Annotated in this window: 23 protein-coding genes; 7 read left to right on the top strand and 16 right to left on the bottom strand. The window is 60.5% G+C overall.

The features are described 5' to 3' along the window. Positions 1–3: 3 nt before the first annotated feature. The gene (locus IPK17_RS03545; protein WP_343416290.1) at positions 4–1,584 is read right to left on the bottom strand and encodes a C39 family peptidase; all 1,581 of its coding nucleotides are present in this window, start codon (positions 1,582–1,584) and stop codon (positions 4–6) included. A gap of 187 nt (positions 1,585–1,771) precedes the next feature. Here IPK17_RS03545 and IPK17_RS03540 point away from each other — a divergent pair, with 187 nt between their 5' ends. Next, positions 1,772–2,446 carry a PHP domain-containing protein gene (locus IPK17_RS03540; protein ID WP_343416289.1) on the top strand — a complete coding sequence of 225 codons (675 nt, stop codon included), beginning with the start codon at positions 1,772–1,774 and terminating at the stop codon, positions 2,444–2,446. On the opposite strand, the gene IPK17_RS03535 is transcribed toward IPK17_RS03540, so the two are convergent. From IPK17_RS03535 to IPK17_RS03480, 12 genes are all read right to left on the bottom strand, one after another. After that, positions 2,443–2,736, bottom strand: a complete 294-nt coding sequence (locus IPK17_RS03535) for a superoxide dismutase (protein ID WP_343416288.1) — start codon at positions 2,734–2,736, stop codon at positions 2,443–2,445. The two genes, IPK17_RS03540 and IPK17_RS03535, sit on opposite strands and share 4 nt — an antisense overlap. Continuing rightward, positions 2,733–4,154 carry a penicillin-binding transpeptidase domain-containing protein gene (locus IPK17_RS03530; RefSeq protein ID WP_343416287.1) on the bottom strand — a complete coding sequence of 474 codons (1,422 nt, stop codon included), beginning with the start codon at positions 4,152–4,154 and terminating at the stop codon, positions 2,733–2,735. Before IPK17_RS03530 ends, IPK17_RS03535 begins: the two co-directional genes overlap by 4 nt. Beyond that, a complete protein-coding gene (locus tag IPK17_RS03525) occupies positions 4,154–5,425 on the bottom strand; it encodes an FtsW/RodA/SpoVE family cell cycle protein (protein ID WP_343416286.1) in 1,272 nt (423 codons plus the stop codon). The genes IPK17_RS03530 and IPK17_RS03525 overlap by 1 nt, the downstream gene beginning before the upstream one ends. Continuing rightward, the gene (gene mtnP / locus IPK17_RS03520) at positions 5,425–6,294 is read right to left on the bottom strand and encodes an S-methyl-5'-thioadenosine phosphorylase (RefSeq protein WP_343416285.1); all 870 of its coding nucleotides are present in this window, start codon (positions 6,292–6,294) and stop codon (positions 5,425–5,427) included. Before mtnP ends, IPK17_RS03525 begins: the two co-directional genes overlap by 1 nt. A 12-nt stretch (positions 6,295–6,306) precedes the next feature. Beyond that, on the bottom strand, positions 6,307–7,098 hold the full coding sequence (locus IPK17_RS03515; protein ID WP_343416284.1) for an SDR family oxidoreductase: 792 nt from the start codon (positions 7,096–7,098) through the stop codon (positions 6,307–6,309). Positions 7,099–7,101: 3 nt separating this feature from the next. Beyond that, on the bottom strand, positions 7,102–7,542 hold the full coding sequence (locus IPK17_RS03510; RefSeq protein WP_343416283.1) for an FHA domain-containing protein: 441 nt from the start codon (positions 7,540–7,542) through the stop codon (positions 7,102–7,104). Then, positions 7,539–8,297, bottom strand: coding sequence for an FhaA domain-containing protein (locus tag IPK17_RS03505; protein ID WP_343416282.1), 759 nt, complete (start codon positions 8,295–8,297; stop codon positions 7,539–7,541). The genes IPK17_RS03510 and IPK17_RS03505 overlap by 4 nt, the downstream gene beginning before the upstream one ends. Positions 8,298–8,442: 145 nt before the next feature. After that, a complete protein-coding gene (locus tag IPK17_RS03500) occupies positions 8,443–9,813 on the bottom strand; it encodes a peptidylprolyl isomerase (RefSeq protein ID WP_343416281.1) in 1,371 nt (456 codons plus the stop codon). Between the two features lie 126 nt (positions 9,814–9,939). Then, positions 9,940–10,272 (bottom strand): 30S ribosomal protein S18, encoded by a 333-nt coding sequence (gene rpsR, locus IPK17_RS03495; RefSeq protein ID WP_343416280.1) that lies wholly within the window; start codon positions 10,270–10,272, stop codon positions 9,940–9,942. A 21-nt stretch (positions 10,273–10,293) separates the two neighbouring features. Further along, positions 10,294–10,692: a single-stranded DNA-binding protein gene (locus tag IPK17_RS03490; protein ID WP_343416279.1), complete on the bottom strand. Its 399-nt coding sequence runs from the start codon at positions 10,690–10,692 to the stop codon at positions 10,294–10,296. A 39-nt stretch (positions 10,693–10,731) separates the two neighbouring features. Continuing rightward, the gene (rpsF, locus tag IPK17_RS03485) at positions 10,732–11,028 is read right to left on the bottom strand and encodes a 30S ribosomal protein S6 (protein ID WP_343416278.1); all 297 of its coding nucleotides are present in this window, start codon (positions 11,026–11,028) and stop codon (positions 10,732–10,734) included. Positions 11,029–11,344: 316 nt separating this feature from the next. Then, the gene (locus IPK17_RS03480) at positions 11,345–12,835 is read right to left on the bottom strand and encodes an O-antigen ligase family protein (RefSeq protein WP_343416277.1); all 1,491 of its coding nucleotides are present in this window, start codon (positions 12,833–12,835) and stop codon (positions 11,345–11,347) included. Positions 12,836–12,923: 88 nt separating this feature from the next. On the opposite strand from IPK17_RS03480, the gene IPK17_RS03475 reads away from it, so the two are divergent. After that, positions 12,924–13,619 carry a hypothetical protein gene (locus IPK17_RS03475; protein ID WP_343416276.1) on the top strand — a complete coding sequence of 232 codons (696 nt, stop codon included), beginning with the start codon at positions 12,924–12,926 and terminating at the stop codon, positions 13,617–13,619. Here IPK17_RS03475 and IPK17_RS03470 read toward each other — a convergent pair. After that, positions 13,567–15,825, bottom strand: a complete 2,259-nt coding sequence (locus tag IPK17_RS03470) for a YfhO family protein (RefSeq protein WP_343416275.1) — start codon at positions 15,823–15,825, stop codon at positions 13,567–13,569. The two genes, IPK17_RS03475 and IPK17_RS03470, sit on opposite strands and share 53 nt — an antisense overlap. Before the next feature lie 75 nt (positions 15,826–15,900). On the opposite strand from IPK17_RS03470, the gene mltG reads away from it, so the two are divergent. Both mltG and IPK17_RS03460 read left to right on the top strand, forming a co-directional pair. Then, positions 15,901–17,001, top strand: coding sequence for an endolytic transglycosylase MltG (mltG, locus tag IPK17_RS03465; RefSeq protein WP_343416274.1), 1,101 nt, complete (start codon positions 15,901–15,903; stop codon positions 16,999–17,001). A gap of 136 nt (positions 17,002–17,137) precedes the next feature. Continuing rightward, on the top strand, positions 17,138–17,890 hold the full coding sequence (locus IPK17_RS03460; RefSeq protein WP_343416273.1) for a hypothetical protein: 753 nt from the start codon (positions 17,138–17,140) through the stop codon (positions 17,888–17,890). 29 nt (positions 17,891–17,919) lie between these two features. Here the strand turns inward: IPK17_RS03460 and IPK17_RS03455 are convergent, their stop codons facing one another. Then, a complete protein-coding gene (locus IPK17_RS03455) occupies positions 17,920–19,242 on the bottom strand; it encodes a thymidine phosphorylase (RefSeq protein ID WP_343416272.1) in 1,323 nt (440 codons plus the stop codon). Between the two features lie 104 nt (positions 19,243–19,346). On the opposite strand from IPK17_RS03455, the gene IPK17_RS03450 reads away from it, so the two are divergent. Both IPK17_RS03450 and IPK17_RS03445 read left to right on the top strand, forming a co-directional pair. Next, complete coding sequence (locus IPK17_RS03450; RefSeq protein WP_343416271.1) at positions 19,347–20,069, top strand: thioredoxin domain-containing protein; 723 nt, start codon at positions 19,347–19,349, stop codon at positions 20,067–20,069. Between the two features lie 109 nt (positions 20,070–20,178). After that, complete coding sequence (locus IPK17_RS03445) at positions 20,179–20,862, top strand: NUDIX hydrolase (RefSeq protein ID WP_343416270.1); 684 nt, start codon at positions 20,179–20,181, stop codon at positions 20,860–20,862. Between the two features lie 4 nt (positions 20,863–20,866). Here the strand turns inward: IPK17_RS03445 and IPK17_RS03440 are convergent, their stop codons facing one another. Further along, positions 20,867–21,790, bottom strand: a complete 924-nt coding sequence (locus IPK17_RS03440; protein WP_343416269.1) for a cysteine hydrolase family protein — start codon at positions 21,788–21,790, stop codon at positions 20,867–20,869. Positions 21,791–22,044: 254 nt separating this feature from the next. Here IPK17_RS03440 and IPK17_RS03435 point away from each other — a divergent pair, with 254 nt between their 5' ends. Next, positions 22,045–24,987, top strand: coding sequence for an MXAN_6640 family putative metalloprotease (locus tag IPK17_RS03435; RefSeq protein WP_343416268.1), 2,943 nt, complete (start codon positions 22,045–22,047; stop codon positions 24,985–24,987). The last annotated feature ends 14 nt before the right edge of the window (positions 24,988–25,001 follow it).

The following is a 25,001-nucleotide window of genomic DNA, read 5'->3' as shown; positions in this document are numbered from 1 at the left end:
TGGTTATCCTGCCAGCGCTTGCTGCGCCGGTTCAAAGTTAGGGTTCAGGCGCAGCGCAATCTGATACATAGAGCTCGCGTCATTGGCGCGTCCTTGTTCCGAGTAAACCCGACCGCGCCAGTAGTACGCTTCTTCGATACGCTCGTCACTGTTATTGATCGTGGTCTCCGCGAGGACGAGCACGTCATCGTAGCGCCCCGCGCCGAAATACGCTTCAAACGGCGCGAACTGATACCACATGATGCGGAAGGGTAGGTCAAGCTGGCGGGCGATATCGAAGGCGTTCGCGGCCTGTTCGAACTGGCCGAGGCGCGTGAACGCGGTGCCGACGTTGAACCACGCGAACTTGTCGCGGCGGTCAGCGCGCGCTTCTTCCTGTGCGATTTCCAGCGCGATCTCGTACGAGCGCGGCAGGTCGGCGCGTTCGCCGAGGACTTCGGTCACCAGACTTTCGCGCGGTTGATCGTAAATGGCGATGAACACGCGGTTGAAGGCCTGCCAGTTGGCGTCAAATTCGGCGTAGGGTTCGGGCAAACCTTCACCCGCTTCGCCCGTGCCGAGGTAGCTGTCGTAGATATAGAATACGCCCGCGTTATCGTCATAGCCGACCACCGTCTGGTAGTGACCTATCCAGTCATAGCCTTCCGGCGTATAGGCGGTTTCGATGATCACGGGGATGTTGTTGAAGATCAACTGCTTGAGGAGCTCCATGTCACCGCCGAGGCGGGTGACGGCGCGTACGCCCGTCTGCGTGTTGATGAAGTTGACCATCTCATGCGGGCTGACGTTCTTGTCTTCGTCGACCGGTTTGAGGAAGGACGCGGCGTCATCCTGGGTGCCTTGCCAGCCATAGTGACTCAGCGCCATGGTGATGTTCGCCGGGCCGCAGTTGTTCCAGCCCTGCTGCACGTGTGTGAAACCATACATGCGCGCCGCAAGGGCTCGCGCCGGAGCGGACGCGGCTACAGCGACGACTTCGGTCGGCGCGACAGTGGGGGCAACGGTCGGCGCCGTAGTCGGCGGGAGGGTCGGGGCTGTGGTAGCGGTGGGCGGCGGCGTGAAGGTTGCGGTCGGCACGATGCTTATCGCTTCAGGCGTGGTTTCTTCCGTGGCGGCGACCGTCGGTTCTGCGCCGCCGAGCAGCGACAGCGGGTCAATGCCACTGGTGTTCGGCGCGGCGGTTGGCAGTGCGCCGCCCGCCGGAGTGGGCTGCATCAGTGAGCGGAGGAAACCGCTCATGAAGGGGACTTCGGTGATCATCTGCTCCTGATAGCGCGGGGGCAGGTTGTTGCGGAAGAGCAGCGTGCCGCCAAACGCGGCAACGATCATCAGCCCGAGGACAGCAATCGAAGTCCAGAGCCAGAGCAAACGCGGGAGTGTGCGCCGGAAGAGCACGGCGCCGCCGATCACGCTCAGGAACAGGGCGAGCGCGCCGATCACGGCGTAGGGCAGCAGCGAGGCGAGACGTCCGCTGGAAAAATACGCAATCCCGCCTAATCCGGCGATTACAATCAGCACGAACAAGGTCAACGCCGCCCAGAGCAGCAGCCGCGGCGGCGCATGGAGGTTGGATGCGTGATCCATTGTTGTTTGAGTTCTCAATACATTCTTCCCATAGATATGCCGTTAGTTTGCCACAAAATGTGACTGGCAACCTGACGACTCTCTGACGGTTGCAAACGCGCGGGGTATTATAGCACATTCACACGCTGCGCCGTTGAAACGCTCCGGGCGATCCCGTAGAATGGCGCGCGAGGATAAGGAGATGAGAATGCTGAATGTCGAACTGCATAGCCACACCCAATGGTCCAAAGACTGCCTTATCAAGTTCGAGACGATTCTGCAGATGTGCGATAAACGCGGTGTCGACCGCATAGCCATCACGGATCACAATACGGCACGGGGGGCGCTGGAGATGTGCCGCCGCGCGCCGGATCGGATCATCGTCGGCGAAGAGATTATGACCGACCGCGGAGAGCTGCTGGCCTACTTTGTGCAGGAATCAATTCCGCCGGGTTTGACGCCAGATGAAACTATCCGTATTCTGCGGGATCAGGGCGCGGTGATCAGCGTGTCGCATCCGTTTGACCGCCTACGCAAGGGGGCATGGCTGGAACCAGATCTGCTGGATATCATCGATAAAGTCGATGCGATTGAGATTTTCAATGCTCGCTGTGTGTTCGCCGAAGATAACGTCAAGGCGCTGGCATTTGCCCGACAGCGGCAACTGGTGGGCACGGTGGGGTCGGATGCGCACAGCCGCGGCGAATACGGGCGCGCCGTTATGCAACTTGAACCGTTCGACGATGCAGCGTCCTTCCTCAACGCGCTCAAGCAGGCCCAGCACACCGACCGCTATAGCTCATGGTTCGTGCACATTCACAGTAAAACTGCCAAATGGTCGAAGAAACTCGGGTTGAGCCCGCGGTTATGGGAAGGTGGCTAATCCGCCATGAACAACCGCGCGAAACCGGAATACGGCGCGAGCGGAATCAATTCAAAGGTGATAAGACCCGTTTCCACCAGCGGTAAGGTCGCGAGGGCCGCCCGCGCGGCATCGAGGTCTGCACATTCGAGCATGAGCACGGCGGTGTGCTGATCGCGGTCAAAGTACAGTTCACGGATGACTCCAGCTTGGACTAGTTCCCACGCGCGCCGCGCTTCCGCTTTGAGGTGCGGCGCGAATGCGTCGGCGGGTGTGCCGGGAACTTCCCGTTCGAGGGCTAGAATCTTCATGAGCTCGGCTGTCCAAGGAGCGCGGCTTGCGCGGCGGCGAGCGCCGTGCCGCCGATATCTGCCGCGCGACCGGGGTCATCGCTGTTTTCCAGAATAACGGCGACCGCCGCGCCGTTCGCCCCGCCAAACGTCGCAAAGCCGACGAACCACGCCTGCGAGCCTTCACCCGAATAGGCGATTGACGCATGTCCGCCGATATCAATGCCGGGACGCCCGGCGTTTTGGGCTGCGCCAAAGGCGACCGCGCCGCGCATCAGGTCTTGCAGGCGGCGGGCGCTGTTGGTGGTCGTGATCGGAAGGCTCGCCCGCGCCGTGCGCACATCGATCCATGCGCCATCCGGCTGGCGCGACTGTTGGAGCAGGTACGGCTGCGGCGCGTTGCCGTCGTTAACGATGCCCGCCGCCATGAGCGCCATGGAGAGCGGCGTCACGGTGAACTGCCCCTGACCGAGCGCCGTTTCCAGCAGGTTATCAGGTGTGAGGCGCAGCGTCGACGGAGTACTGGTCGGCGGCGGTTCAAACCCGGCGAGAAGCGGCGACTCGTTCAGGCGAAAGGTCATCAGCACCGTGTTCAAAGTGTCAACGCCAATCGGATCGAGGATGTCGGCAAAGGCGCGTGGGCAGGCGAAGGCGTAGGCCTCGCTCAGGGTGAGCTCAATTTCCGGCAGGCGTACCGCGCACGCGAGATTGAGATCGCCGAGCGGGACGGGCTGCGTTGCGCTCGCATCAACCGTCTCCAACGGGATGTTGACGAGCATAGCTGCGGCCAGCAGCGGCGTCTGCAACGCTGCACCGGGTTGGTACTGACCTTGGAGCGCCCGGTTGAAGAACGGATTCCCGGGCGCGCCGATCAAGGCGTCCCAGTTCTCGTCGAGCGTATTTGGGTCGTAGGTGGGCAGACTGGCGAGCGCTAGGACTTCGCCATTCGGCACGCCGATCACGATGACTGCGCCTGTTTGCCCCGCCAACGCGGCGGCGACCGCTTCCTGCACTTCAAGATCGAGCGTCAGGCGCGCATCCGAGCCCACCTGTGGACGATGCATCAAGCCGTTGAGCAGCGCATCTCCGGTCGAGGTGACCTGATCGGTGCCGCTCAGCAGCGCATCGTAGGCTCCTTCGATGCCGCTCGATCCGTAGCGATAGCTGTAATAGCCGAGCGCGCTGTACATTGCGGGGTAGCGATAGCGGCGCGTGACAATACCATCCGCGCTTTCGGTGTACGCTAACACATGATCATTCCGGTCGACGAGCGCTCCACGTTCGATGGCGCGTTCGGCTTCCACGCGGCGCGGGTTGTCGGCCCGGCGCAGAATGGTGTCCGGTCCGGTGATGCTCCAGTAGGCCGCCGATAATGCGACGATCCCGAACATGAACAGCAAACCGACCAGCAGGCGGTTGATCTCGCGGCTAAAACCCATCACGTTTCTCCCGCCGAGAGCTTCAGCAGCAGCCCCACCATGATGAAATTTACCAGCAGCGAGCTGCCGCCGTAGCTGAAATAGGGCAGCGTGACCCCTGTGAGCGGAATCAGCTTGAGGACGCCGCCCATAATCATCAGGCTTTGTACGGCGAGCACCACGCTGAGGCCGACTGCCATCAGCGCATGGAAGGGGCGACCATTCTCTTTGACGGCGATGCGTAAACCGCGCATGACGAACATCAGCACGCAGGCGATGCACACAATCACGCCGAGCAAGCCCCATTCTTCGGCTAATGCCGCGAACACGAAATCGGAATGCACCACGGGGATGAACGTCGGTGAACCTTGCCCGACGCCCTGCCCGAAGATGCCGCCCGCGCCGAAGGCCAGCAGACTCTGCACGATCTGGAAGGCGCGGTTGTCAGCATCCGGCCACGGATTGAGCCAGATGTCGATGCGCAGCTGCACCAGCGGGATGTACTGGTAGGCGAGCACGCCGGCGATGAGCACCAGCAGCGCGCCGCCGATCAACAGCGGGGTGTAGCCGCTGGCGACATACAACAGGGTGAGAAACACGAGGAAGAACAGAATCGCCGTGCCGAGGTCGCGCTGCCAGATCAGAATGACGACCGACAGTCCCCACATCAGCAGAATGGGGCCGAGGATGCGCGGGGATAGCCGCCGTTGCTCAACCCCTGCGAACGCGCGCAGCGCCGGGTACTGCTCGGCGAGGTAACTGGCGAGGAAGGCGACGAGGATCACCTTGAGCGCTTCCGACGGCTGGAAGAAAAGCGTCCCGAAGCCGAGCCACAACTCCGGCGCGCCCGCTTGCCCAGAGGGGTTCGTGCCGAGCACAATGGTCGCGACGAGCAGCCCCAACCCGAAGACCAGCAGGGTATAGCGGTAGGCACGCAGCCAGAACAATATGCGCGGCACGCTGACCACAATCAGCAGCGCCGCGGTTGAGACGATCAGCCAGAGCGCCTGCCGTTCGGCGAAGGGCGGCGCGAGGCGCTCGATCAGAATTAGCCCCCAACCGGACATGAACATCGCCAGCGGAAACAGCAGCGGGTCGCGGTTGGGCAGGCGCCGATGCAGATACAGGCTGCCAAGCACGGCGCAGACCGCCCACGAGAGCAGATGCAGCCAGTTAGCGGGCAGCATCTCTCCGCGTGCCAAACTCAGCGCCAGCGTGCTGATGACGATGAACAGCATCGACACGCCTAGCAGCGCGAATTCAGCGCGGCGGCTTTCCGTCGGCGCGAACATCAGGCGAACAAGCGCCCCACAATTGGACGCATCTGTTCGAGAACGTCCGCCGGGATGCGTTTGGGGTCGGTCATGATGGCATTGTCGAGCGCGCGGTGACAGGCGCAGTCGCGGTGCTCATCTAGGGCGGCTACAGCGTTGGCGACCGCGTTCTGCGCGATGGCCAGATTATGGTGCATGGTGGCGATCACCTTGTCGACGGTGACGGCTTCTTCGCTGATGTGCCACACGTCGTAGTCGGTGACGTGCGACATGGTGACGTAGCACATCTCGGCTTCGCGGGCGAGGAACGCTTCCGGGCAGGTCGTCATGCCGATGATCGACATGCCCCACTGGCGATAGACTTCGCTTTCGCCGCGCGTGCTGAAGCGCGTGCCCTCGATGGTGATATACGCGCCGCCGCGATGCACATGTCCGCCCGCTTTCTCGACCGCATCCGCCGTCACCTCGTTGAGCTGCGCGCAGAAGGGGTCGGCGACGGAGACGTGCGCGACCATACCCGTATCAAAGAAGGTGCGCGGACGGGTGCCGCGGGTGTGGTCAAACAACTGGTCGGGCAGCACAATGTCGCCGGGGGCGTAGTCTTCACGCAGCGAACCGCACGCATTGACAGCGATGATCTGCTTGACGCCGAGCATTTTCAATGCCGCGATATTGGCGCGGTAGGGGACGGTCGACGGCGTGAACACGTGCCCGACGCCGTGGCGGGGCAGGAAGGCGACGCGCTTGCCGCGGAGTGTGCCAATCACAATGTCCGCGCTGGGCTTACCGAATGGGGTATCGACCGCGACGGTCGTCACATCGGTCAGTTCGGGCATCTGGTACAGACCAGAGCCGCCGATCACGCCGATCAAAATGGGTTCAGTCATGGGATCGCATCCTTAGAGCGTAGCTTTGATCACGCCGCCATCGACCGGGAGCGCGACTCCCGTGATGTACCCGGCGGCAGGCGAACACAAAAACACAGCAGCGTTAGCGAATTCGTCGGGGGTGGCGAAGCGGCGCAGCGGGATGTCGGCAGAGGCCTGCGCGCGTTCGTCGGCTTCGCTCGTGCCATTTTTGACCGCGCGCGCTTCCATCAATTCGGTGATGCGGATGGTTTCCGTGCTGCCGGGCAGAATCGCATTGACGCGAATCCCCTGCGGCCCCAACTCCTGCGAGAGCGTCTTGGTCAAGCCGACGACTGACGGGCGAATTGCGTTGGAAAGCGTCAGGTTGACGATGGGCTGCTTGACCGACATCGACTGTACAGCGAGGATCGCCGCGCGCTTGGACTGCTTGAGATGGGGTAGGGCCGCTTTGATCAGACTAACGACGCTGAACACGATCAGCTTCGTCGACTGCTCCCACTGCTCTAGGTCGAAGTCTTCAAAAGTGCCGGGGGGCGGTCCACCCGCATTCGTTACCAGAATGTCCAGCCCACCGAGCATGTCGGCAGCGTTGCGGACGAGCTTGGCCGCTTGGACCGGATCGCTCACGTCGCCGGCGAGCGTGAAGACGGGATTGCCCGACTCGGCGTTGATTTCGGCGGCGGTCGCTTGCAGTTCGGCCAGGTTGCGGCTGTTGATGACGACGATGGCGCCTTCCAAACTAAAGCGGCGGGCAGTGGCTTTGCCCAATCCCTGACTGGAGGCGGTCACCAGTACTTTGGCGTTGCGGAGGCCTAAATCCATGCGTTAATGCTCCAAGTCGAGGCGAAAACGACAACTGCCGATGCCGATCACATCCCCATCGGTGATGATAATGGGCTGCGTGACGGGGATATCATTGATCGTAGTGCCGTTGCGGCTCTGGCGATCTTCCAGCCACCACTGCCCGCCGCGATACGCGACCAGCGCGTGTTCGCCGCTGGCGAAGTCGTCGTCAATGGTAATGGTGTTGGTGGGCGACCGCCCGATGCTCGTGAGCGGCAGCAGCGCGTAGACCTGCCCGGCGATCTGTACGCCATCCAGTTCTTCGACGGCGACCAAGCGCCCATAGGCGCGGCGGCTCGACTCCACATGGATCAGCGCGCTTTTATAGTCGCGCCACATCACGAGGAACAATATCGCGAGCACGGCGAGCAGAATCACGCCCGCCAGCAAACGGAGGATGAACAAGACGGCGTCGGTGGTCACTGTGGCTCATTGATCCCGGTATCGCCGGGAACGGTGTCTTCCCAGTAGACGAGTTGGGTTTTGCCGAGGCGGATGACATCCCCGGGCTGTAAGCGGTGTTCGCGTACGGCGACATCGTTGACGCTGAGGCCGCTGGCGCTGTTGGTATCGAACAGCGTGTAGCGCCCGAAACGCAGCCGGAGCTGCGCGTGATGCCGCGAGCAGTAGGGATCATCCAGCACAATATGGTTATCGCGTCCGCGCCCGAGGTTGATGATCGCGTCGCGCAGCTTGACCGTCTTCTGGCCATTGATGATCAACTGGGGATTATGCGGCGCGGGTTCGTCGCGCGGGGTGTCGATACGCTCCATGACCGCGGTCGAGTCCTGCCGCTTGTCGACGTGCTGCGTCTGCACTTTGAGTTCGTTCGCGGCATAGTCGGGATCGGCGATGATCTGGATGATCGGCGTGTTGTTGAGACGGTAACCCGACTGCGCGGCCAGTTCGATGATGTGCTGAACCAGCAGCGTCCCGAGCGACGGCTGCCGCGTAAGCAGGTGATATTGCACATTGGGGTTCATGCGGATCGCGTACTGATCCGGCGCAAAGGGGCGCGGATCGCCGTCCGTCGCCTGCCAGAGATCGTCTTCCATCGCGCGCACAACCTGCAGGGCAATGTCATGGGCACTGATCGTTTTGCTCAGCAGTTTGGCGAACGCGCCTTCGATCAGCCGCTCAAGCTGCGTTTCAAACCGGGATAGACCTTGATCATTCATGCCGGGCATTATAACCGAGGCCGCTAGTCAGCGGCAACGCGGGGAAATTGGAGAATCCTAAACGTTGGGAAAACGGTGGGGAGAGATAATCCCTATGAATCGTAGGGGCGCACGGCCGTGCGCCCCTACGATTCATAGGCTGAAATTAGTTCGACGAGCCGGTCAGCGAGAGAGCGGGCGAAGTTGGCACGTGGTTCGTCCACGCATCCAGAATTTCGACCGAGGTAGTCTCCGCCGCGCGCAGATCGTCCAGATAGACGTTCACCTGGCGGGTCTGCTCGTTGTCGAGTTCGCTGCCTTCCAGTTCGCGTTCTTCACGAGCGCGCACCTGAATAATGTGATAGCCGAACTCCGTCTGCACTGGGCCGACGATGGCACCGATTTCGGCGGTGGTCACCGCTTCCCCGAATTCCGTCACGAAGCCGCTGACCTGCGACCAATCGAGTTCGCCGCCGCGCGCACCGCTGCCGGTGTCGGTCGAGAGCTGGGTCGCCAGCGCCGCAAACGATTCGCCGTTGTTCAGCGCGTCAATCACGTCCTGCGCGAGTTCCGGCGTGTCGACGAGGATGTGGCGGGCATTCACCCACAAGCCCGTCGTCTTGCCTTCCATCAGCGCTTCGCCCAACTTGCTGCGCAGGAGCTGCGTTTCAAAGTAGGAGCGGATTTCGCTGTCACCGAGGCCAGCCGCGCGGCGCAGATAGCTGAAGAAATCTTCGCGCTGCGTGTTGAACTGGTCGGCGCGTTCCGTCGCATTCGGCGTGTTGGTCGGCGTCGCCGAGGGGAACGCGGTCACCGTCGGCGCAGGCGTGAATTCCGGCGTCGCGGTCGGCGGCGGGGTCGGCGTGCTGGTGGGCACGGGCGACGGTGTCGGCGAGACGAACGGGGTGGGCGTGAGCGTGGGTTCGACCGTCGGTTCGGCAGTCGCATCGGCGGCGTTCGGGTCGAAGCCGAAATAATCCTGAATTTCCGCGTCGATTTCTTCCGCCGTCACGGTGATGCCGCGTTCAGCTGCCTGCTGGCGCACGAGTTCATCGTCCACCATTTCGTTGATGATGCGGTTGCCCAACTGATCCGGCACCTGCATTTCGTTGAGCCACGTGCTGTACGGCGCTTGCGAGAACAACTGCTGGTTGATCTGGTCGTCGGTGGCGCCGAACTGGCGGTACAGCGCGACGGCCTGATTCAACTGGTTGTTGAGGATGGCGCGTTCCAACCGCACGCGGTTTTCGAACTGCGCGACCGTGATTGTCGTGCCATTGACGGTTGCAACAGCCTGATTCGGCGTGATCAGCGTGTCGACCAACAAGGCCGCAACGAAGATGATTGCCGCGATCCCAATCACCAGCCCCACACCGAGGATCACGAGGCGCTGAATCGCCGCTTCACGCTCGTGCTTGTGTTCGTAATCCGTTTTGAGAAGCCGCTGCAGCGCGCCCTTCGGTTCTTCTTTTTTCTCTACGACTTTTTTGGATTGACCGGGCTTGGGCATCCCTGTCGTTTGACTACGCTTGCTCATGCGTACTCCTAATCATGCAGGCTACTATGCCGGGGCGCAGCCAACCGCGTCCCAACGTCGTCCACGTGATCCACTTATAATGACGATTTAAATGAATGTGCCGGAGGTGAGTCCGGCACAGGTGAGTTATTCCGTGATGATGATGAAGGGGAGCAGCGCCATGTGCCGTGCGCGCTTGATCTCCCGCGCCAACTGCCGCTGGCAGCGCGAGCAGTTGCCCGTCTGACGCCGCGGCTTGATCTTGCCGGTTTCGTTGATGTACTTCTTCAGCGTATCAACGTCTTTCCAGTCAAAGCACTTGCCATCGGGGCAGTAGTTCTGCGTCCGGTAGCGACCGCGGCCCATGCCACGTTCGCCGCGGTCACCACGATCCCCACGCTCTTCACGGTCTTCACGACGGCCGCGGCGTTCGCCGCCATCGTCACTGTCGAAATCTCGGCGATTGTCGTTATCGCTCACAGGTAGTCTCCTGACATGTCCTTAAAATGCGTAATCACTGCCATCACTGTCGTCATTGACGTAGTCGAAGTCGCTGTGATGTGGACGACGGTCTCCCAGTAAAATCATCTCGTTGGCGACGAGTTCGGTCCGGAAGTGCTTCTTGCCGGTTTCATCTTCCCAACCCCGCGTCTGCAGGCGACCTTCAACGTACACCTGCTGATTCTTGCTGAGGTGGGCTTTGCAGATTTCGGCGAGATTGCCCCAGGCGACCACGTTGAACCATTCAGTTTCTTCGCGGCGTTCGCCTTCGGCAGACACCCACGTGCGGCTGGTGGCGACGCTGAAGCTTGTCACCGGGCGACCGCTGGGGGTGTAGCGCATTTCTGGATCCCGTCCTACATAACCAATGATGATGACTTTATTTAGACCGCGTCCCATAACAACACACCTCTACTCAAAACAACAGATTGGGGAGGGTTATTCGTCGGTACGCACAATAATATAGCGTAAGATGAACGGCGAGAGGTTGAGACTGCGTTCCAGCTCCGGCAGGCCGCGCGGTTCGATCTGCGATTCCATCAACACGAAAAAGCCTTCGCGCTGCTTGTCGATTTCGTAAGCCAGCTTACGCCGACCCCAGCGGTCAATCTTCTTGACTTCGCCGAGCTGGTCGGTTTCGATCCAAGCGCGCACCTGATCAATGGTGTTGTTCACCGAGTTTTCGTCTGTAACATCCAGACGCACGATAAAAGCGACTTCGTAAGGTCGTTTCACTCTGAGTTACCCCTTCCCTGGGTTTGCCCTGAACCAGACGCGAGGGTGCCCTGGCACAAAGCGGAAAGAACATAAGATGGGTTATGGGCAGCATCATAGCGGATGGAGGGGGCTTTGACAACGGTAGATTATGATGGCATGTGATTTTTGAAAGGTGTGGCGGCCCACAAACAAACTGGGGTCGTGATGCTTGTGGAAACGAAAACGCAGACACGTAAGCTCTACTTGCTTGGGGAGGGGCGCGCAGCCGTGCGCCCCTCCGAGGAACCATGTGGTTTCAGTACGCAGGCCTGCATCAATCGACAGGGCCGCGGAACTAGATTTGCGGAGTCGTTCGCAGCGTCGGCGGTGTCTGCTGCTCACCCGCTTCGATGGCGAGACGGGACGAGGCCAGCGCGAGCGCGACTACCAACCAGAACAGGGTGATTGACGCCTGGAAGTCAAGGCGGAAAAAGTAGAGATCGGCTGTGGCGTTGATGAGCGCCGTCAGCAGCGCGGCGTGATAGCCAAGGTGAATCGAGCGCAGTTCAGGGTTGTCGCGCACATACTGCCACGCGCGGCGACCATAGGCGAACACGCTGCCGAGGGTCAGCGCGAATAACCCGACACCAATCAAGCCGATCTGGTTGGCCATAATCAGGTACATGCTGGCGACATCGGTGTAGATGTCGTTATCCGGCGTCCCGGTGAAGCCGACGCCCGTGAAGGGGTAGCGGCGAATCAGCCGGAAGGCATCGGTGTACTCGCCGATGCGCATTTGCGTGGAGATGTCGCCCGCCGTGAAGGCGTTGATGAAATGCCCGACATAGGCTTGGGTTTGCGGAAGGATGAGAACGAGCGTGCCACCCAATGCAATCAGCGTGATGAAGCGGCGGTAGCCTTTCACCTGACCGATGAACAACAGGCCGATGGCGAAAGCCAGCAGGGAGGCGCGCGACAGCGTCAGCACCAGCGCCAAGCCGACGATGCCGAGCACGCCCCACGCGATCCAGCGCGAGCGCAGCACCGGACGCCGCGCGAACACCTGCGGCGCGATCATCGTGGCGGCGACGGCGAGAAATCCACCGAGCGCATTGGGATCCACCCACGTGCCGATGGCGCGTTCCGCGTCGGCAGGATTGTCTTCAATATAGCGGATTACGCCGCCATTGGGATAGCCGAAACGGGCGAGGCGTACGAGCGTGCGTTCGGCGACCGCATCATTCATCGCATACAGGATGAGCGCGACAGTCGCTTGTGCGCCGACCGCGATCATCACCGCGAGGACGAGACGGCGCAGTGCGGCGGGTTCGCGCAGCAAATCGACAAGTACGAATACCATGCTGATACTCAGCAGCGTTTCGGCGAACTGGCGGGCGATGGCGGGCGTCGGCATGGCATAGCGCAAGCCGAGCACAAAGCTGATGATCAGCCACAACAAATAGAGCAGAATCGCGCCGTGCACGGGCGTCAGCCGAAAGAAGTGACGCTTGCCCGTCATCCACTGGAAAGCGTAGACGAGGAAGAACGCGCCCATCACGGCATCCATGAAGGTTGGCGTGAAAACGATTTTCACCGGGAAGGTCGCGAACGGCACGAGCGCCATGACCGCGATCACACCGTAGAGCGCCGCGTTCACGTTGGTGATGACATACAGGCCGAGCATGACGCCGACGATCAGCCCGAAGGCGATCAGCGGGTCGAATACGGCGATCAGCAAGCCGGTCACGCCGCCGAGCACGCCGAGCGCCGTGCCGATCAGCAGGGCGTAGGCGCGGCGGTCAAGGCGCGCGATCCAGTCTTGCAGGGGATTAGTCAGATACAGCATAGTTCATACTCTCTGCCGTCGTTATGTAAACGCTCAAATTCCGGTACACTGAATGCCAAACTCGGTTTGCGCTCTGTGAGGCGGAAAATTGGATTTCGGTCAACTGTTGGTTCTGTCCTGTGTCCTGTCGTCGCTAACCTTACTGATCATCGGTTGGCTGATTGTGCGCAACTTCCCGCGCTTTCTCCGCAACCTGCCGAACTACAGCGCGCCGAACACGGATGAACTCCAGCGGATGTACGAGCAGTTGGTCGCCGCTCATCCCCATGATACCCAATCACAGCGCGTTCGCCGCATTATAAACCGTTATGCCATCCGTCAAGGGATCGTTGGCGCGCTGACCAGTTTTGGCGGTTTGCTGGAACTGCCGCTCGGTCTGCTGATTGACCTCGTCTATTCGGCGCGCTCAACCTCAGCGATGTCGTATTTCATTGCGCAGGTGTATGGCATTCAGGATGAGGCGCAAGCGCTCAATGTCAGCCAAATGCTGATGCTGCGCCACAAGCTAGTCACGCCCGATCAACTGATCATGTATCAGGAACAGTTCGCGGGCGCGGCCTTTCAGCGGTTGCTGCGGACGATTCTCCTCAAAACGGTGGCCAAGGTGATTCCGGGCGCAGGCGCGGTGATCGGGTTTCTGGTGAACTGGTCGACCGTGCAGTTGTTTGGTCGGCTGGCGGACGCCTACTATTCGAAGAACCTGCACGCATTGGTAGAACAGGGCGTTGGGACTATGTCCGCCGTGGTCGGACGAAAGCCGCAACCGCCAGAACCAGCAAACTGATCCACGTTACGAGGCTGAGAAGCGCGCCAATGCGGTAACTCAGCGGGTCGAACACGAGCTGCACCGTCGAGTCGCCTGCGGGTACAGCGACGGCGGTCAAACCGCCATACGCCCGCTGAATCGGCGTTGTGCTGCCATTGACGGTCGCCTGCCAGCCAGGATACTGCGGCAGTGCAATCGACAGCAGCGCGGGCTGCGGCGAACTCGCACTCATCTCGATCAGTTCCGGCTCGAAGCGCGTGACAATCGCTGGCAGCGACTCGCCGCCGTTTAGTTCGACGGGTGCATCATTTTGCAGCAGCAGCGTTTGACGCGGATCGAACCCCGCGTCAGCGAGGATGCTGTAGGCTTGTGCGTCGTCGCCCATGATCGCGGCAGAGTACATCAGCAGGGCGAAGGGGCGCGGGTTATCGAGACGGTGGATGTTGATGTCACCATAGCGATCTGTCCCGGTGCCGACAAGTTGGGCTGACACGGGTAGCTCCGCCCAATCAGAGTAGACGTAACGCACGGCAAACAGTTCCCATGTCCGTGCGTCGGGGAGAGCGCCTTCGATCAGGCTGTAGGCGCTGCCCAGCCACAATGGACTGATGCCATGAATATCCTGCACGCCATATAAACTACCGTAATTGTCGCCGAGACCGCGGAAACCATCAACGCGGAACACGCCGTCGGTATCGGCCAATACCTGCGCGACGTGCGGCGGTGGGCTGATGCTGATTTGCATATCGGCGGGCACTGGGTCATAGACAGGTTCAGCATCCATGTTGATCGTGAACAGTTCGAGCACGAGCAGGGCGGCAATGCCCCACACCCACGCCGGACGCGCATACCCAGTGATGCTCGGCACGAGAAGCGCCAGCGCGCCGACAACGAGGGTCACGAGCGTCACCACGCTGATGACGCGTCCGAAGGCGTCGGGCTGACCGATCCACAACACGAAGACCAGCGCGGTGAACAGCAGCGCCGCGCGGACAGCCGTATTCAGCCAGACGCGCAACCGAAGCGCGGCGGGATAGTCCGTGGTCGTGTCCCATTGAGCAAGGCGGGTCGCGCCCAGACCCGCGAGGATCGCGAGGCTGTTGACGACCAGATAGGCAGCGCGTTCCTGACCCCGGAAAAACCGCAGACCGGGCAGTACGTTGTACAGCGCCGGGAAGACCGCGCTGTTGCCACCGAAGCTCCACAGCAGACCGATCAGCGCGACGACACCCCAGAACCACGCGCCCGATACGCGCCGCCACAGCGCGATCAACGCGAAGAACAGCCCGGTCACGCCGACATAGAGCGGCGAAAACATGCTTAGGATGGTGGGGTAAATGAATTGAATGACGTCCTGAATCGGGAAGCCGTTGCTCTTGGCGTCGTAGCCGAATTCAGCGCGCGTGGTATACAGTAGGTATTCGAACCCGGGGAGCAACTGGACGGCAGCCAGCCCGAAGGCGATCAGCCCGAAGACGGCGCAGCCCACTATCCACAAGGTGAACCGCCAGCGCCGCTCGTATATGCGCCAGCCGAAGTAGGCGACGAGCAGATAAGTCAGGAAGAAGCTGGTTTGCGGGTGTCCCGCCATCCATGACAGGCCGAGCGCCGCCCCGGTGACGATCAGACATTTGAGGCCGAGGCGGTCATCCCGTGTCGCTTCGTAGATACCCAGCGCGGCCAGTGGCAGGTAGATGCCCGCTTCGAGCAAGGCGATTTGCAGCGGTGGATAGCCGCTCAAGAAGCCGCCATAGCCGGCTACGATCGCGGCGACAAAACCGCCGAGCACGCTCCCGGTGACGCGGCGCACGAACAGGTACATTAGGAGCGTGAAGGCGAGGACATGGAACGTCATTTCCAGTTCCAGCGCCTGATACGTCCAACCCCCGGCAAGCCGAGCCAGCGTGATCGTCAGTAAGCGCGGCGGGTAGAAGACGGCGGCCTGTGTATCCGCGATAAAGGGAAGACCGCCATTGTTATAGGGATTCCACAGGGGCACTTCGCCCTCGGCGAAGCGGCTGTACTGGTAGCCCGCGAACGTCATAAACTGGCCGGAGAAGTCACCCGATCTGAGCGAGGCTTGATCCGCGCGCACCGGCGTGAACAGCCGCCAGAAGAACAGCAACCACAGCGCGATCAAGGCGATTACGGCGAGTAAATCGCGGCGGCGGTAGAGCGTGGCGGAAGAAATCATGCGGATCGTAGCCCAATCATCGGTGACCAATAGACCGTTTCCAGTGTACCCACATCCGCGCAGACGTTACAATAGGCGTTCGGATACCATGATAGAGAGGTCTTCTTGAGTCGATTGGGTCGCCTGTTACTGCTGTTGATCGTCGCCGCCGCACTGGTCGGCGTGGTGTGTGTCGGCGTAATTTTCGTCGCGACGGGCGGCAACCCCGTCGATGGGGTACAAACGGCCTTGATTCGCTTACGTTTGGCGGGTCGCGAGGATGATCTCAATGCTGCCGCGGGGAGCAACCCCGATCCGGTGCGTTTCACGGTCGCATCCGGCGACAGCCCGCGCGCGATTGCCGGCAATCTGCTGGCCGCCAGCCTCATCACCGATGCCGACTTATTTGTCGACTACCTGCGCGCGAATGACTTGGATACCGAACTGGAAGCGGGAACGTATTTCATTCGCCAGACGCAGACCATTTCCGAAATTGCGTTGGCGCTGACCGATTCGCGCAACAGTGTGATCAACTTCACGATCATCGAGGGGTGGCGGATTGAAGAGGTCGCTGACGCTATTGACCGCAACCCGCTGTTTGGCTTCACGGGCGCGGACTTCCTGCGTGTAGTCGGCGCAGGCGTGCAGTTCGACCCGGCGTTTGTATCGCAGGTGGGCATGCCGGTCGGCGCATCGCTGGAAGGCTTCCTGTTCCCGAATACTTACCAGCTTCCGCCGGATATCACGGCCTTTGGTCTGCGCGATTTGCTCACCGAAGAGTTCTTGCGGCAGGTGGGTTCGAGCGCGTTTGTACGCGCGGCGCAGCAGAACCGCACGCTGTTTGAAGTGGTCACGCTGGCGTCGATTGTGCAGCGTGAGGCGATTCACCGTGAAGAAGACCCGCAGATAGCGGGTGTGTACCTCAACCGTTTGAATATTGGCATGAAGCTGGACGCTGACCCGACCGTACAGTATCCGCTCGGTGGGGCGGGGAACTGGTGGCGGCAAATTACGCAGGCAGATTATCAGGGCGTGATCTCGCCGTATAACACTTATCGCGTGACCGGATTGCCGCCGGGGCCGATTGCCAACCCCGGCTTGTCGGCGATCAACGGCGTGCTCAACCCGACGCCGAGCGATTATTTTTTCTTCCAAGCGGATTGCAGCGGCAGCGGCTATCACAATTTCAGTGAGACGTATGAAGAACACCTGTCGAAGAGCTGCTAAAGCCACCTCACCCCTCAGTCCCCTCTCCAGAGGGAGAGGGGAAGTTCCCCCTCGCCAACCGGAGAGGGGGCTAGGGGGTGAGGTTCGCGTATGGATAAGTGCGCTTACGCTTGCCCTCCTTCTGTCCGCGTGCGCGGTGACGCGTACGCCGACCATGTACCGAGTCGCGCTGCTCGCGCCGTTCGAGGGGCGCTACCGGGAGATCGGTTACAACGCGCTGTATGCAGCCCGGTTAGCTTTCACCGAAAGCGGATTCGCCAACGTCGAACTCATGCCGATTGACGACGGGGGCAGCGTAGCCACGGCGGTCTTGCGCGCCCAAGCGCTGACCCACGACCCACAGGTGATTGGGGCACTCATCCTCGGCTACCAAGCCGCGGATTCGCAAGTGCAAGCGGCGTTGGAGGACATTCCGGCGATCATGGTCGGACGCTGGACGGAGACCCGCGCGGCTGACAACGTGTATATTCTGTCAGCCGCGGAGATTGACACCCCGCTGGATGCAGTCACGGATGAGATTGACACTCCTTATCTTGGTGGTGACGTGTGGATGCTCGAAGGCGCGCGGTTGCTGCGTGGCTCGCTTGATGGGATCACAGTGGTGACGAGCGGATCAATCCCCGATGCGAACTTCGCGGAGCGCTATGCGGCGGGCAACCAGTTCGCGCCTGACCCGAATCTGCTGGCGACGCTGACCTATGACGCGACGGCGTTTCTGATCGAAGCGGCGAGCACGGGCGAACGCGCGGCGGCGTGGCGACTACTCGGCGAGGGGCAGCATAACAGCCTCAACGGGGTGATCGCGTTTGGCGACGATGGCTATTGGATCGATGCGCCCATCCATCGCTACCGTTTTGAAAATGGGGTTTGGGTGAACGCCGAGGCGTAGGGCGCACGGCCGTGCGCCCCTCCAGTGGTTCAGTCTGACGATTCAAGTACGTCGTAGAACAGGGGCAGCGGTTCGACCGGGTGCAGGCTGAAGCCGAACGCCGCGTCGAGGTGGGCGCGACAAGCGGCGAGCTTCGCCGCATCGTTCGCGTAAATTGTCGCCAACGTCTGCCCGGCTTCGACTCGTTCGCCGACCTTGACGGGCACGCGCAGTCCAACCGCCAGATCGAGCGCGTCGCCTTTCTTTTCGCGCCCCGCGCCGAGTTCAAACGCTGCCCATGCGACTTCATCGGCGTAGATATGGGCGATATACGCGCCCTGTTTCGCGGTGTACGTTTCCACAATCGAGGCTTGCGGGAGCAGCGCCGGATCATCGACCATGCGCACGTCGCCACCCTGCGCTTCGACCAAGAGGCGGAACTTGGCGAGCGCTTCGCCGTTGGCTAACTTGAGCCGCAGCAGGCGGTCGACATCTTCGGCGTCTGTCCACTTCTGACCACGCCCCGCCAGTTTGAGCATGTACCCGGCAATCTGGATGCAGTGCTCGCGGATGTCGTGCGCGCCGCGGCCGTTCAGCAGTTCAATCGCTTCGGCGACTTCCAGCGCGTTGCCGACCATTTCCCCTAGGGGTTGATTCATGTCCGAGAGCACGGCGATCACGTCGCGTCCCGCGTCTTTGCCGATGGCGACCATCGTCTGCGCCAGACCGCGCGCCTCCTCGACAGTGCTCATGAACGCGCCGCGTCCCAACTTCACATCAAGCACAATGCCATTCGCGCCCGCCGCGATCTTCTTGCTCATGATGCTGCTGGCGATCAAGGGGAGGGTAGAGACGGTCGCGGTCACATCGCGCAGGGCGTAGAGCTTGCCGTCAGCCGGGGCGAGTGCCAGCGATTGACCCGCCAGCACAATGCCGTTGTCACGCGCCAACTGGCGGAAGCGTTCGCCGGACAGGTTGACATCGTACCCGGCAATCGCTTCCAGCTTGTCGAGTGTGCCGCCGGAGAACCCCAGCCCGCGTCCGCTCATTTTGGCGACCGGTACGCCGCACGCAGCCACCAACGGCAGCACAATCAGCGACGTTTTGTCGCCCACGCCGCCGGACGAGTGTTTGTCGACCCAATAGTCGCTGATGTCCGAAAGATCGAGGCGTTCGCCGGAGTCGACCATTGCCAGCGTCAAATCGACGATCTCCTGCCGGTTCATCCCGCGCAAATAGATCGCCATGAGCAGGGCTGATACCTGATAATCGGGCAGGTCGCCGCGCGTGTACGCGCTGATAAACCAGTCGATTTCAGCTTTGCTCAGGGGGAGGCCATCACGCTTATGGGCGATGATGTCGATCGCGCGCATTATCAACCTTTCAGGTAGATTTTACATAAAGACTGTTGAGCAATGGCCAAGATACGTTAAAATGACCGGACTTGAGAGAGCTATTGTAACGGAGACCTTACTGAATGGCTACACAAAAGGCACTTAACAGCGCAGCCGCGCCCGGTAGTTCGCGGCAAGGCTTGCTCGTCATCGGCGTAGTGGCGGTGGCTGCGATTGTCCTGGCGATTGTTGTGATTGCGTTGGCGGGCACCGGATCGGTGTCGGGCGCGATCAACTATACGGAACTGCCGCAGTCCCGCGGTGATGATGGCGCGTTTGTCCTCGGCAATCCGGATGCACCGATTACCATCATCGAATTTGCCGATTACGGGTGCCCGCACTGCCTGACCTATCATGGCACGATGCAGGAATTCATTCAGAAGTATGTTGTGACCGGCAAAGCAAAGTTCGAATATCGCAATTTCCCGACGGCGGGCGGCGACCTCACCCGGTTTGCGGCGCAGTTACAGGAATGCGCGGAAGAACAGCGTCCCGGCGCGTTCTGGGAAGCCTACGGTCTGCTGTACGGCTATTCGGAAGGCGGCCGCTACAACCGTGACGTGGGACGCACGCTGGCGACCGACCTGAACATGAACTACAGCGATTTGCTCACGTGCAGCAGCGACGCGTCACAGGTGACGACTGACATCAACTTTGGCCGCACCAGCCAGATCACCGGGACGCCCGCCGTGATGGTGCGCTACAACGATGGCCCCGCGCAGTTCATCAACTACAACGGTCAGGTGTATAATCGCGGCAGCGTCACGATTGACGTGCTGGGCGCGGTGGTCGAACAGGCACAGTAACTGACTATCTCCGCGGGTCTCGTAAGCTGCGAGAACCGTGTCCTCAGCGTAGGGGTTGGACTTGTCTGATCCCTACGCTCTTTGCTCCGCCGCGCCGGAAAGTGAAACCATGCCAGAGACAATGGAGAACGGCTTTCAAGTCGCGGTTGATACGGTGATTTTTACACTGGTTGACCGGGATCTGAAAATCTGCCTCACGCGACGCGATCATGAACCGTTCGCGGGGAACTGGTCGCTGCCCGGTTGTCTGCTGCGCCTCGACGAATCGTTGGACAGCGCGGCGCAGCGGCAGATCGAGGATACACTGCATATCAGCAAAGCTTACCTGCAGCAGTTATATACTTTCGGTGACCCGGAGCGCGATCCCCGCCGGCGCGTCGTCAGCGTGGCGTACTTTGCCCTCGTCTCGAAAGATCGCTTAACCCCCAACAGCCTCAAAGACACCAGCGGATCGCCATCGTGGCACAGCGTCTACGCTCTGCCACCGCTCGCCTTTGACCACGCCGAAATCCTCAACTACGCGCTCACGCGCCTGCGCTACAAGATCGAATATTCGGCGGTGGCGTTTGAACTGCTGCCCGAAGAGTTCACCCTGCGCGAACTACAGGACGCCTACATGGTCATCCTCAACGACCATAAGCTCGACAAGGCGAACTTTCGCAAGAAGATCCGCGAGGCGAATATTGTCGAGCCAGTGAGCCGCTACCGCGAGACGGGCGGACGCCCCGCCAAGCTGTTCCGATTCCGCGACGATGCCCAGCTCGAAACGAAAGCCCGGCGCTTCTTCCCGTAAGCCGTCAGCGTACCGGCATGCTTGTGTCGACCATCTGCAGCCCGCGCGACTCAAAGTCGCGAAAGGTTTTGGCTGCCAGTGCCTCAAAGTCGATGGTCGGGTGGGCGACCGACGACATCGCATCGCGTAGAATGCGAATTTTGCGCAGTGTCTTCGGCTGATCGTCAAAGAAGCGCACCATCGAATTGACGGTTTCCAGCACACAGTGACTCTTGGCCTGCCCCGCAATGAAAATCCGGTCGTAACCCGCCAGCATATTTAGGAAGTCGGTGTTGAGCGTCCCTTGCTGGTGATTTGGGACTTTGACTTCTGGTTCTAGGATCGAGTAATGCTCAGTTTCCGGAATGTTCCCCTTGGCCAAAAACAGGGGTTGAGCCTGCCGCGCCGCGGAATGATAGGCGATTGCTTCGTACAACGAGGGCATGAGGGCATGGCCGACCGAACCGGTCAGACAGTGATACGGCCAAATCATCAGTTCTCGCTTCGCGTTATGTTCTAGTATCTCGACATACTCCACTGACCATTCCGGTTGGAACAGCGGACGCCACTTACCCGCTTGAACATCCGCACTGCGGATCACAGTGTAAGGGGTGGGGTGCTGATCGTTCTCGTCGACCCACCAGAGCGGGAAGAAGATCTGGATCGGCACATGGCTGTCCAAGGAGGCGGCGATGGTGGTGAGACGGCTCACGTTGAGGTAAATCCACTCAATTGTGCGCCGTGTGTCGGCAACGGCCCCGGGGACAGTGAGCGCGCCCTGCTCATGCACGAAGTCGATCTGCACGTCAACCAGCACGAGAATCGTCCGCACCTGGGCTTTGGCGGCCGAGGCTAAACCGGCGGCGCGACCAGCGTTCACCGCGGCGGCGGTCGCGGGCACGTAAATCTGACCGACCTTGTCTGGATCGTAAAATTCGGGGAATGCCATCGTCTCGCCCTGTTGATGATTGTTTGTCGGTACATGGATTATCACCGAGGTCAGGGGGCTTGGCAAGCCGTTCGCGGGGCGCTCAGCCCTGGTCCGCAGATGAGAAATCAGCCGCGAAGATAGGATTAATCACCCATTCCGGAAGATCCACTTGCGTTTCAAGTGACAAATCTGGTTTAGAATGAGAGCAGCTTGCCTACATCCAAAAAGGACTCCCTATGTTGAGACGATCCGTCCTGGTAATGGTATCGTTGTTGTTTATTGGCATCTTTACGGCAGCTGCTCAGGACGTGCAGACGTTCACGGGCAGTATTGACACGAAAAACCCAGCGGTGGATTTTGCTCTGCCCCTTGAATCTGGCGACGCGGTGACGCTCACTGTGACCGCGATCAACGGCGATCTGGACACGACACTGGAACTACTTGACCCATCCGGTGACACAGTGGCGTACAACGATGATATTGACTATTCCGCTGGCAACACCAATTCGCTAATCGAATATGTCGCCGACGACGCGGGGGAGTACACCCTGCGCGTCAGCAGCTTTACCGGTGAAGGTGACTTTGAAGTCACGGTGGAATTTGGGAGCGCTGCGCCGCCGTCCGAACCTGTTGGTGAAGCGACGTTGTTGACGGGCACGATTGATCGCCGTAACCCGACGGTCGATTTCCCGCTCGATCTTCAAATGGGCGAAACCGTTACCCTGACGACTACCGCGTTGGATGATGAACTCGATACGACGCTGGAACTATTCGATTCGGCGGGGAATTCGGTCGCTTATAACGACGATATCAACCTCGAAGGCGGCGACTACAACTCCGAGATCGTCTATACGGCGGAGAGCGCGGGCGCGTACACGGTGAGTGTCGGCAGCTTCAACGGCACAGGCGACTTTGAATTGGCCATCGTTCGCGGAGCGGCGCAACCTCCCCGCTTGCCGGGGCGCGGCGGCACGAGCTCCAGCGGTGAGCCGGGCTTCACCACCGTGCTCGAAGGCTCGATCAGCAGCAGCGCGGATCAAGTGGAATTCGATCTCGAAGTGCAGGCAGGCACCAGCATCATCCTGCAAACGCAGAGCCTGACCGGCAACCTCGATACCACGCTGACGCTGCTTGACCCGAATGGGCGCGAGGTGACGACCGTCGACGACATTAATCTCGACGGCAGCAACGTCAATTCGGTGATCTTCTACGATGTCGACACGACCGGGATCTATACCGCGCGCGTTGGTGCATACGATGGCGAGGGTGACTTCACGCTCGTCTTCACGCAGTTGAATGCGCCGCAAGCGAACACGCAGATCTTCCGGGACGAGCTGACCAGTTCGGCCTTGATAGCACAATATCCGCTTGAACTGGTGGCGGGTGATGGAGTGGTGATCCAGACTCAGTCGCTGAGTGGTGAATTGGATACCGTGCTCACCCTGTATGATCCGCAGGGCGAGGTCTACTACGAGAACGACGACATCAACACCGATTCGTACAACTACAACTCCGCGATTTCGTTCACGGTGGACGACTCAGGGACGTATACGGTCGGGGTGGCGGGCTACGACGACTCAGTCGGCGAATTCCTGCTTACGGTGACAACGGGCTTGATGACGGCGGGCGGCGAACAGCCCGTGACGATCGGCGCGGCGGAACAGGTTGAGCGCGGTGAAATAACGTCTTCGAACTCGGAACTCGATTTCACGTTTAATCTGGAAGCGGGCGAAACCGCGCTGATTCAGACGGAAGCAATTGACGATACGCTTGACACCATTCTGACGATTCTCGACCCGAGTGGTTCGGAAGTCGCCTATAACGACGACTACCAGAGCGAGAGCTATAACTCGGGCATCGTCTTCACGGCAGAGCAGGGCGGCACCTATACCGCGGTGGTGAGCAGCTACGGCGACACGACTGGACGGTTCACGCTGGCCGTAACGGTGGGCGGCGAAGAGTTGGTTGACCAGTTCGACAATATCAAGCGCGTGCAGTTGAGCGGCACGGCGCTCACCCGCGAGACGGAGAACTTCATCATCCACTACACACTGGAAGGTGAAGACGCGACGACTGAGGAATACGTGGATGCCGCGGCGGAATACGCCGATTCGGTGTGGAACGTCGAAATCAACGAGATGGGCTGGGCTGCGCCGCCGCCGGATCAGGGTTCGGGTGGGGATGATCGCTTTGACATCTACCTCGCCAACATCTTCAACGAGGCGGATGAATGCCTCTACGGTTACGCCAGCAGTGAACCGGGCATCGGCAGCGGTGACAACCCGAACACGAGCAAGCAGGAGACCAACGCTTACACGAGCTATCTGGTCGTCGATAACGACTACGACCGTGATAACCCGGTTGGTGGGTCGTGCGGCGGCGAAGAACGTGCGCTGGCTGACTTGCACACGACGCTCGCCCATGAGTTCAATCATAATGTTCAGTTCGGCTACGACGCTGCGGAACCGCACAACTGGTTCTTTGAAGCGATTGCCTCGTGGCACGAAATCTACGTTGCGGAGGATGATGAAGCGGCGACCATTTATGTGGCCGACAACTTCAGCTATCCGGAAGTCTGCTTTGGCTCGAAGGACGACACGCTGATTTACGGGCACTGGCTGTACCTGCAGTCGCTGGCGGATGTCCACGGTATAGATGTGGTGCGTTCGTTGTGGGAAAGTGCGGTCGACTATGACGGGTTTGAAGCGCTCGAACGTGCGCTCGCCGGGTATGGCGACAGCATTGAAAACTCGATGCTGCGCTACGCGGCGCAGAACGTCACGCGCACCTATCCATACGCCGATCGCTTTGGCGCGACGGTGTGGCGCGAAGAGACGATCAACAACACAGGCGAATGGACATTCACGGGGCAGGGCATTCAAGAACTGGCCACCAACTACTATGACGTGCAGTTGGGCGGCGGGGCGTTTGATGTGTCTTTTGCCGACGGTGGCGAAGAGATGCAGTTCGTCGTCATTGCTGTGCGCGGCGACGAAGCGGACATCTTCAACTTGGGTCATGCCGGTACATTCAGCACGGACGGCTATGATGATGTCGTGCTGGCGGTGGTGAACCTGCGCTACGACGAAGATGTCGAAGACTGCTCGTATGAGAGCTACTCGTTCAACGTGAGTGCCTCGTCGAAGGGCACGAGTGCCGCGCCGACGTACACGCTCGACGCGAGCAATTTCGCGCCGATTGGCTCGGCTCAGTAAGGTCACAGTGTCGG

Source organism: Candidatus Flexifilum breve, assembly GCF_016713355.1.
The sequence above is the reverse complement of the archived record's forward strand: the minus strand, read 5'-3'. Positions and strand labels throughout refer to the sequence as shown.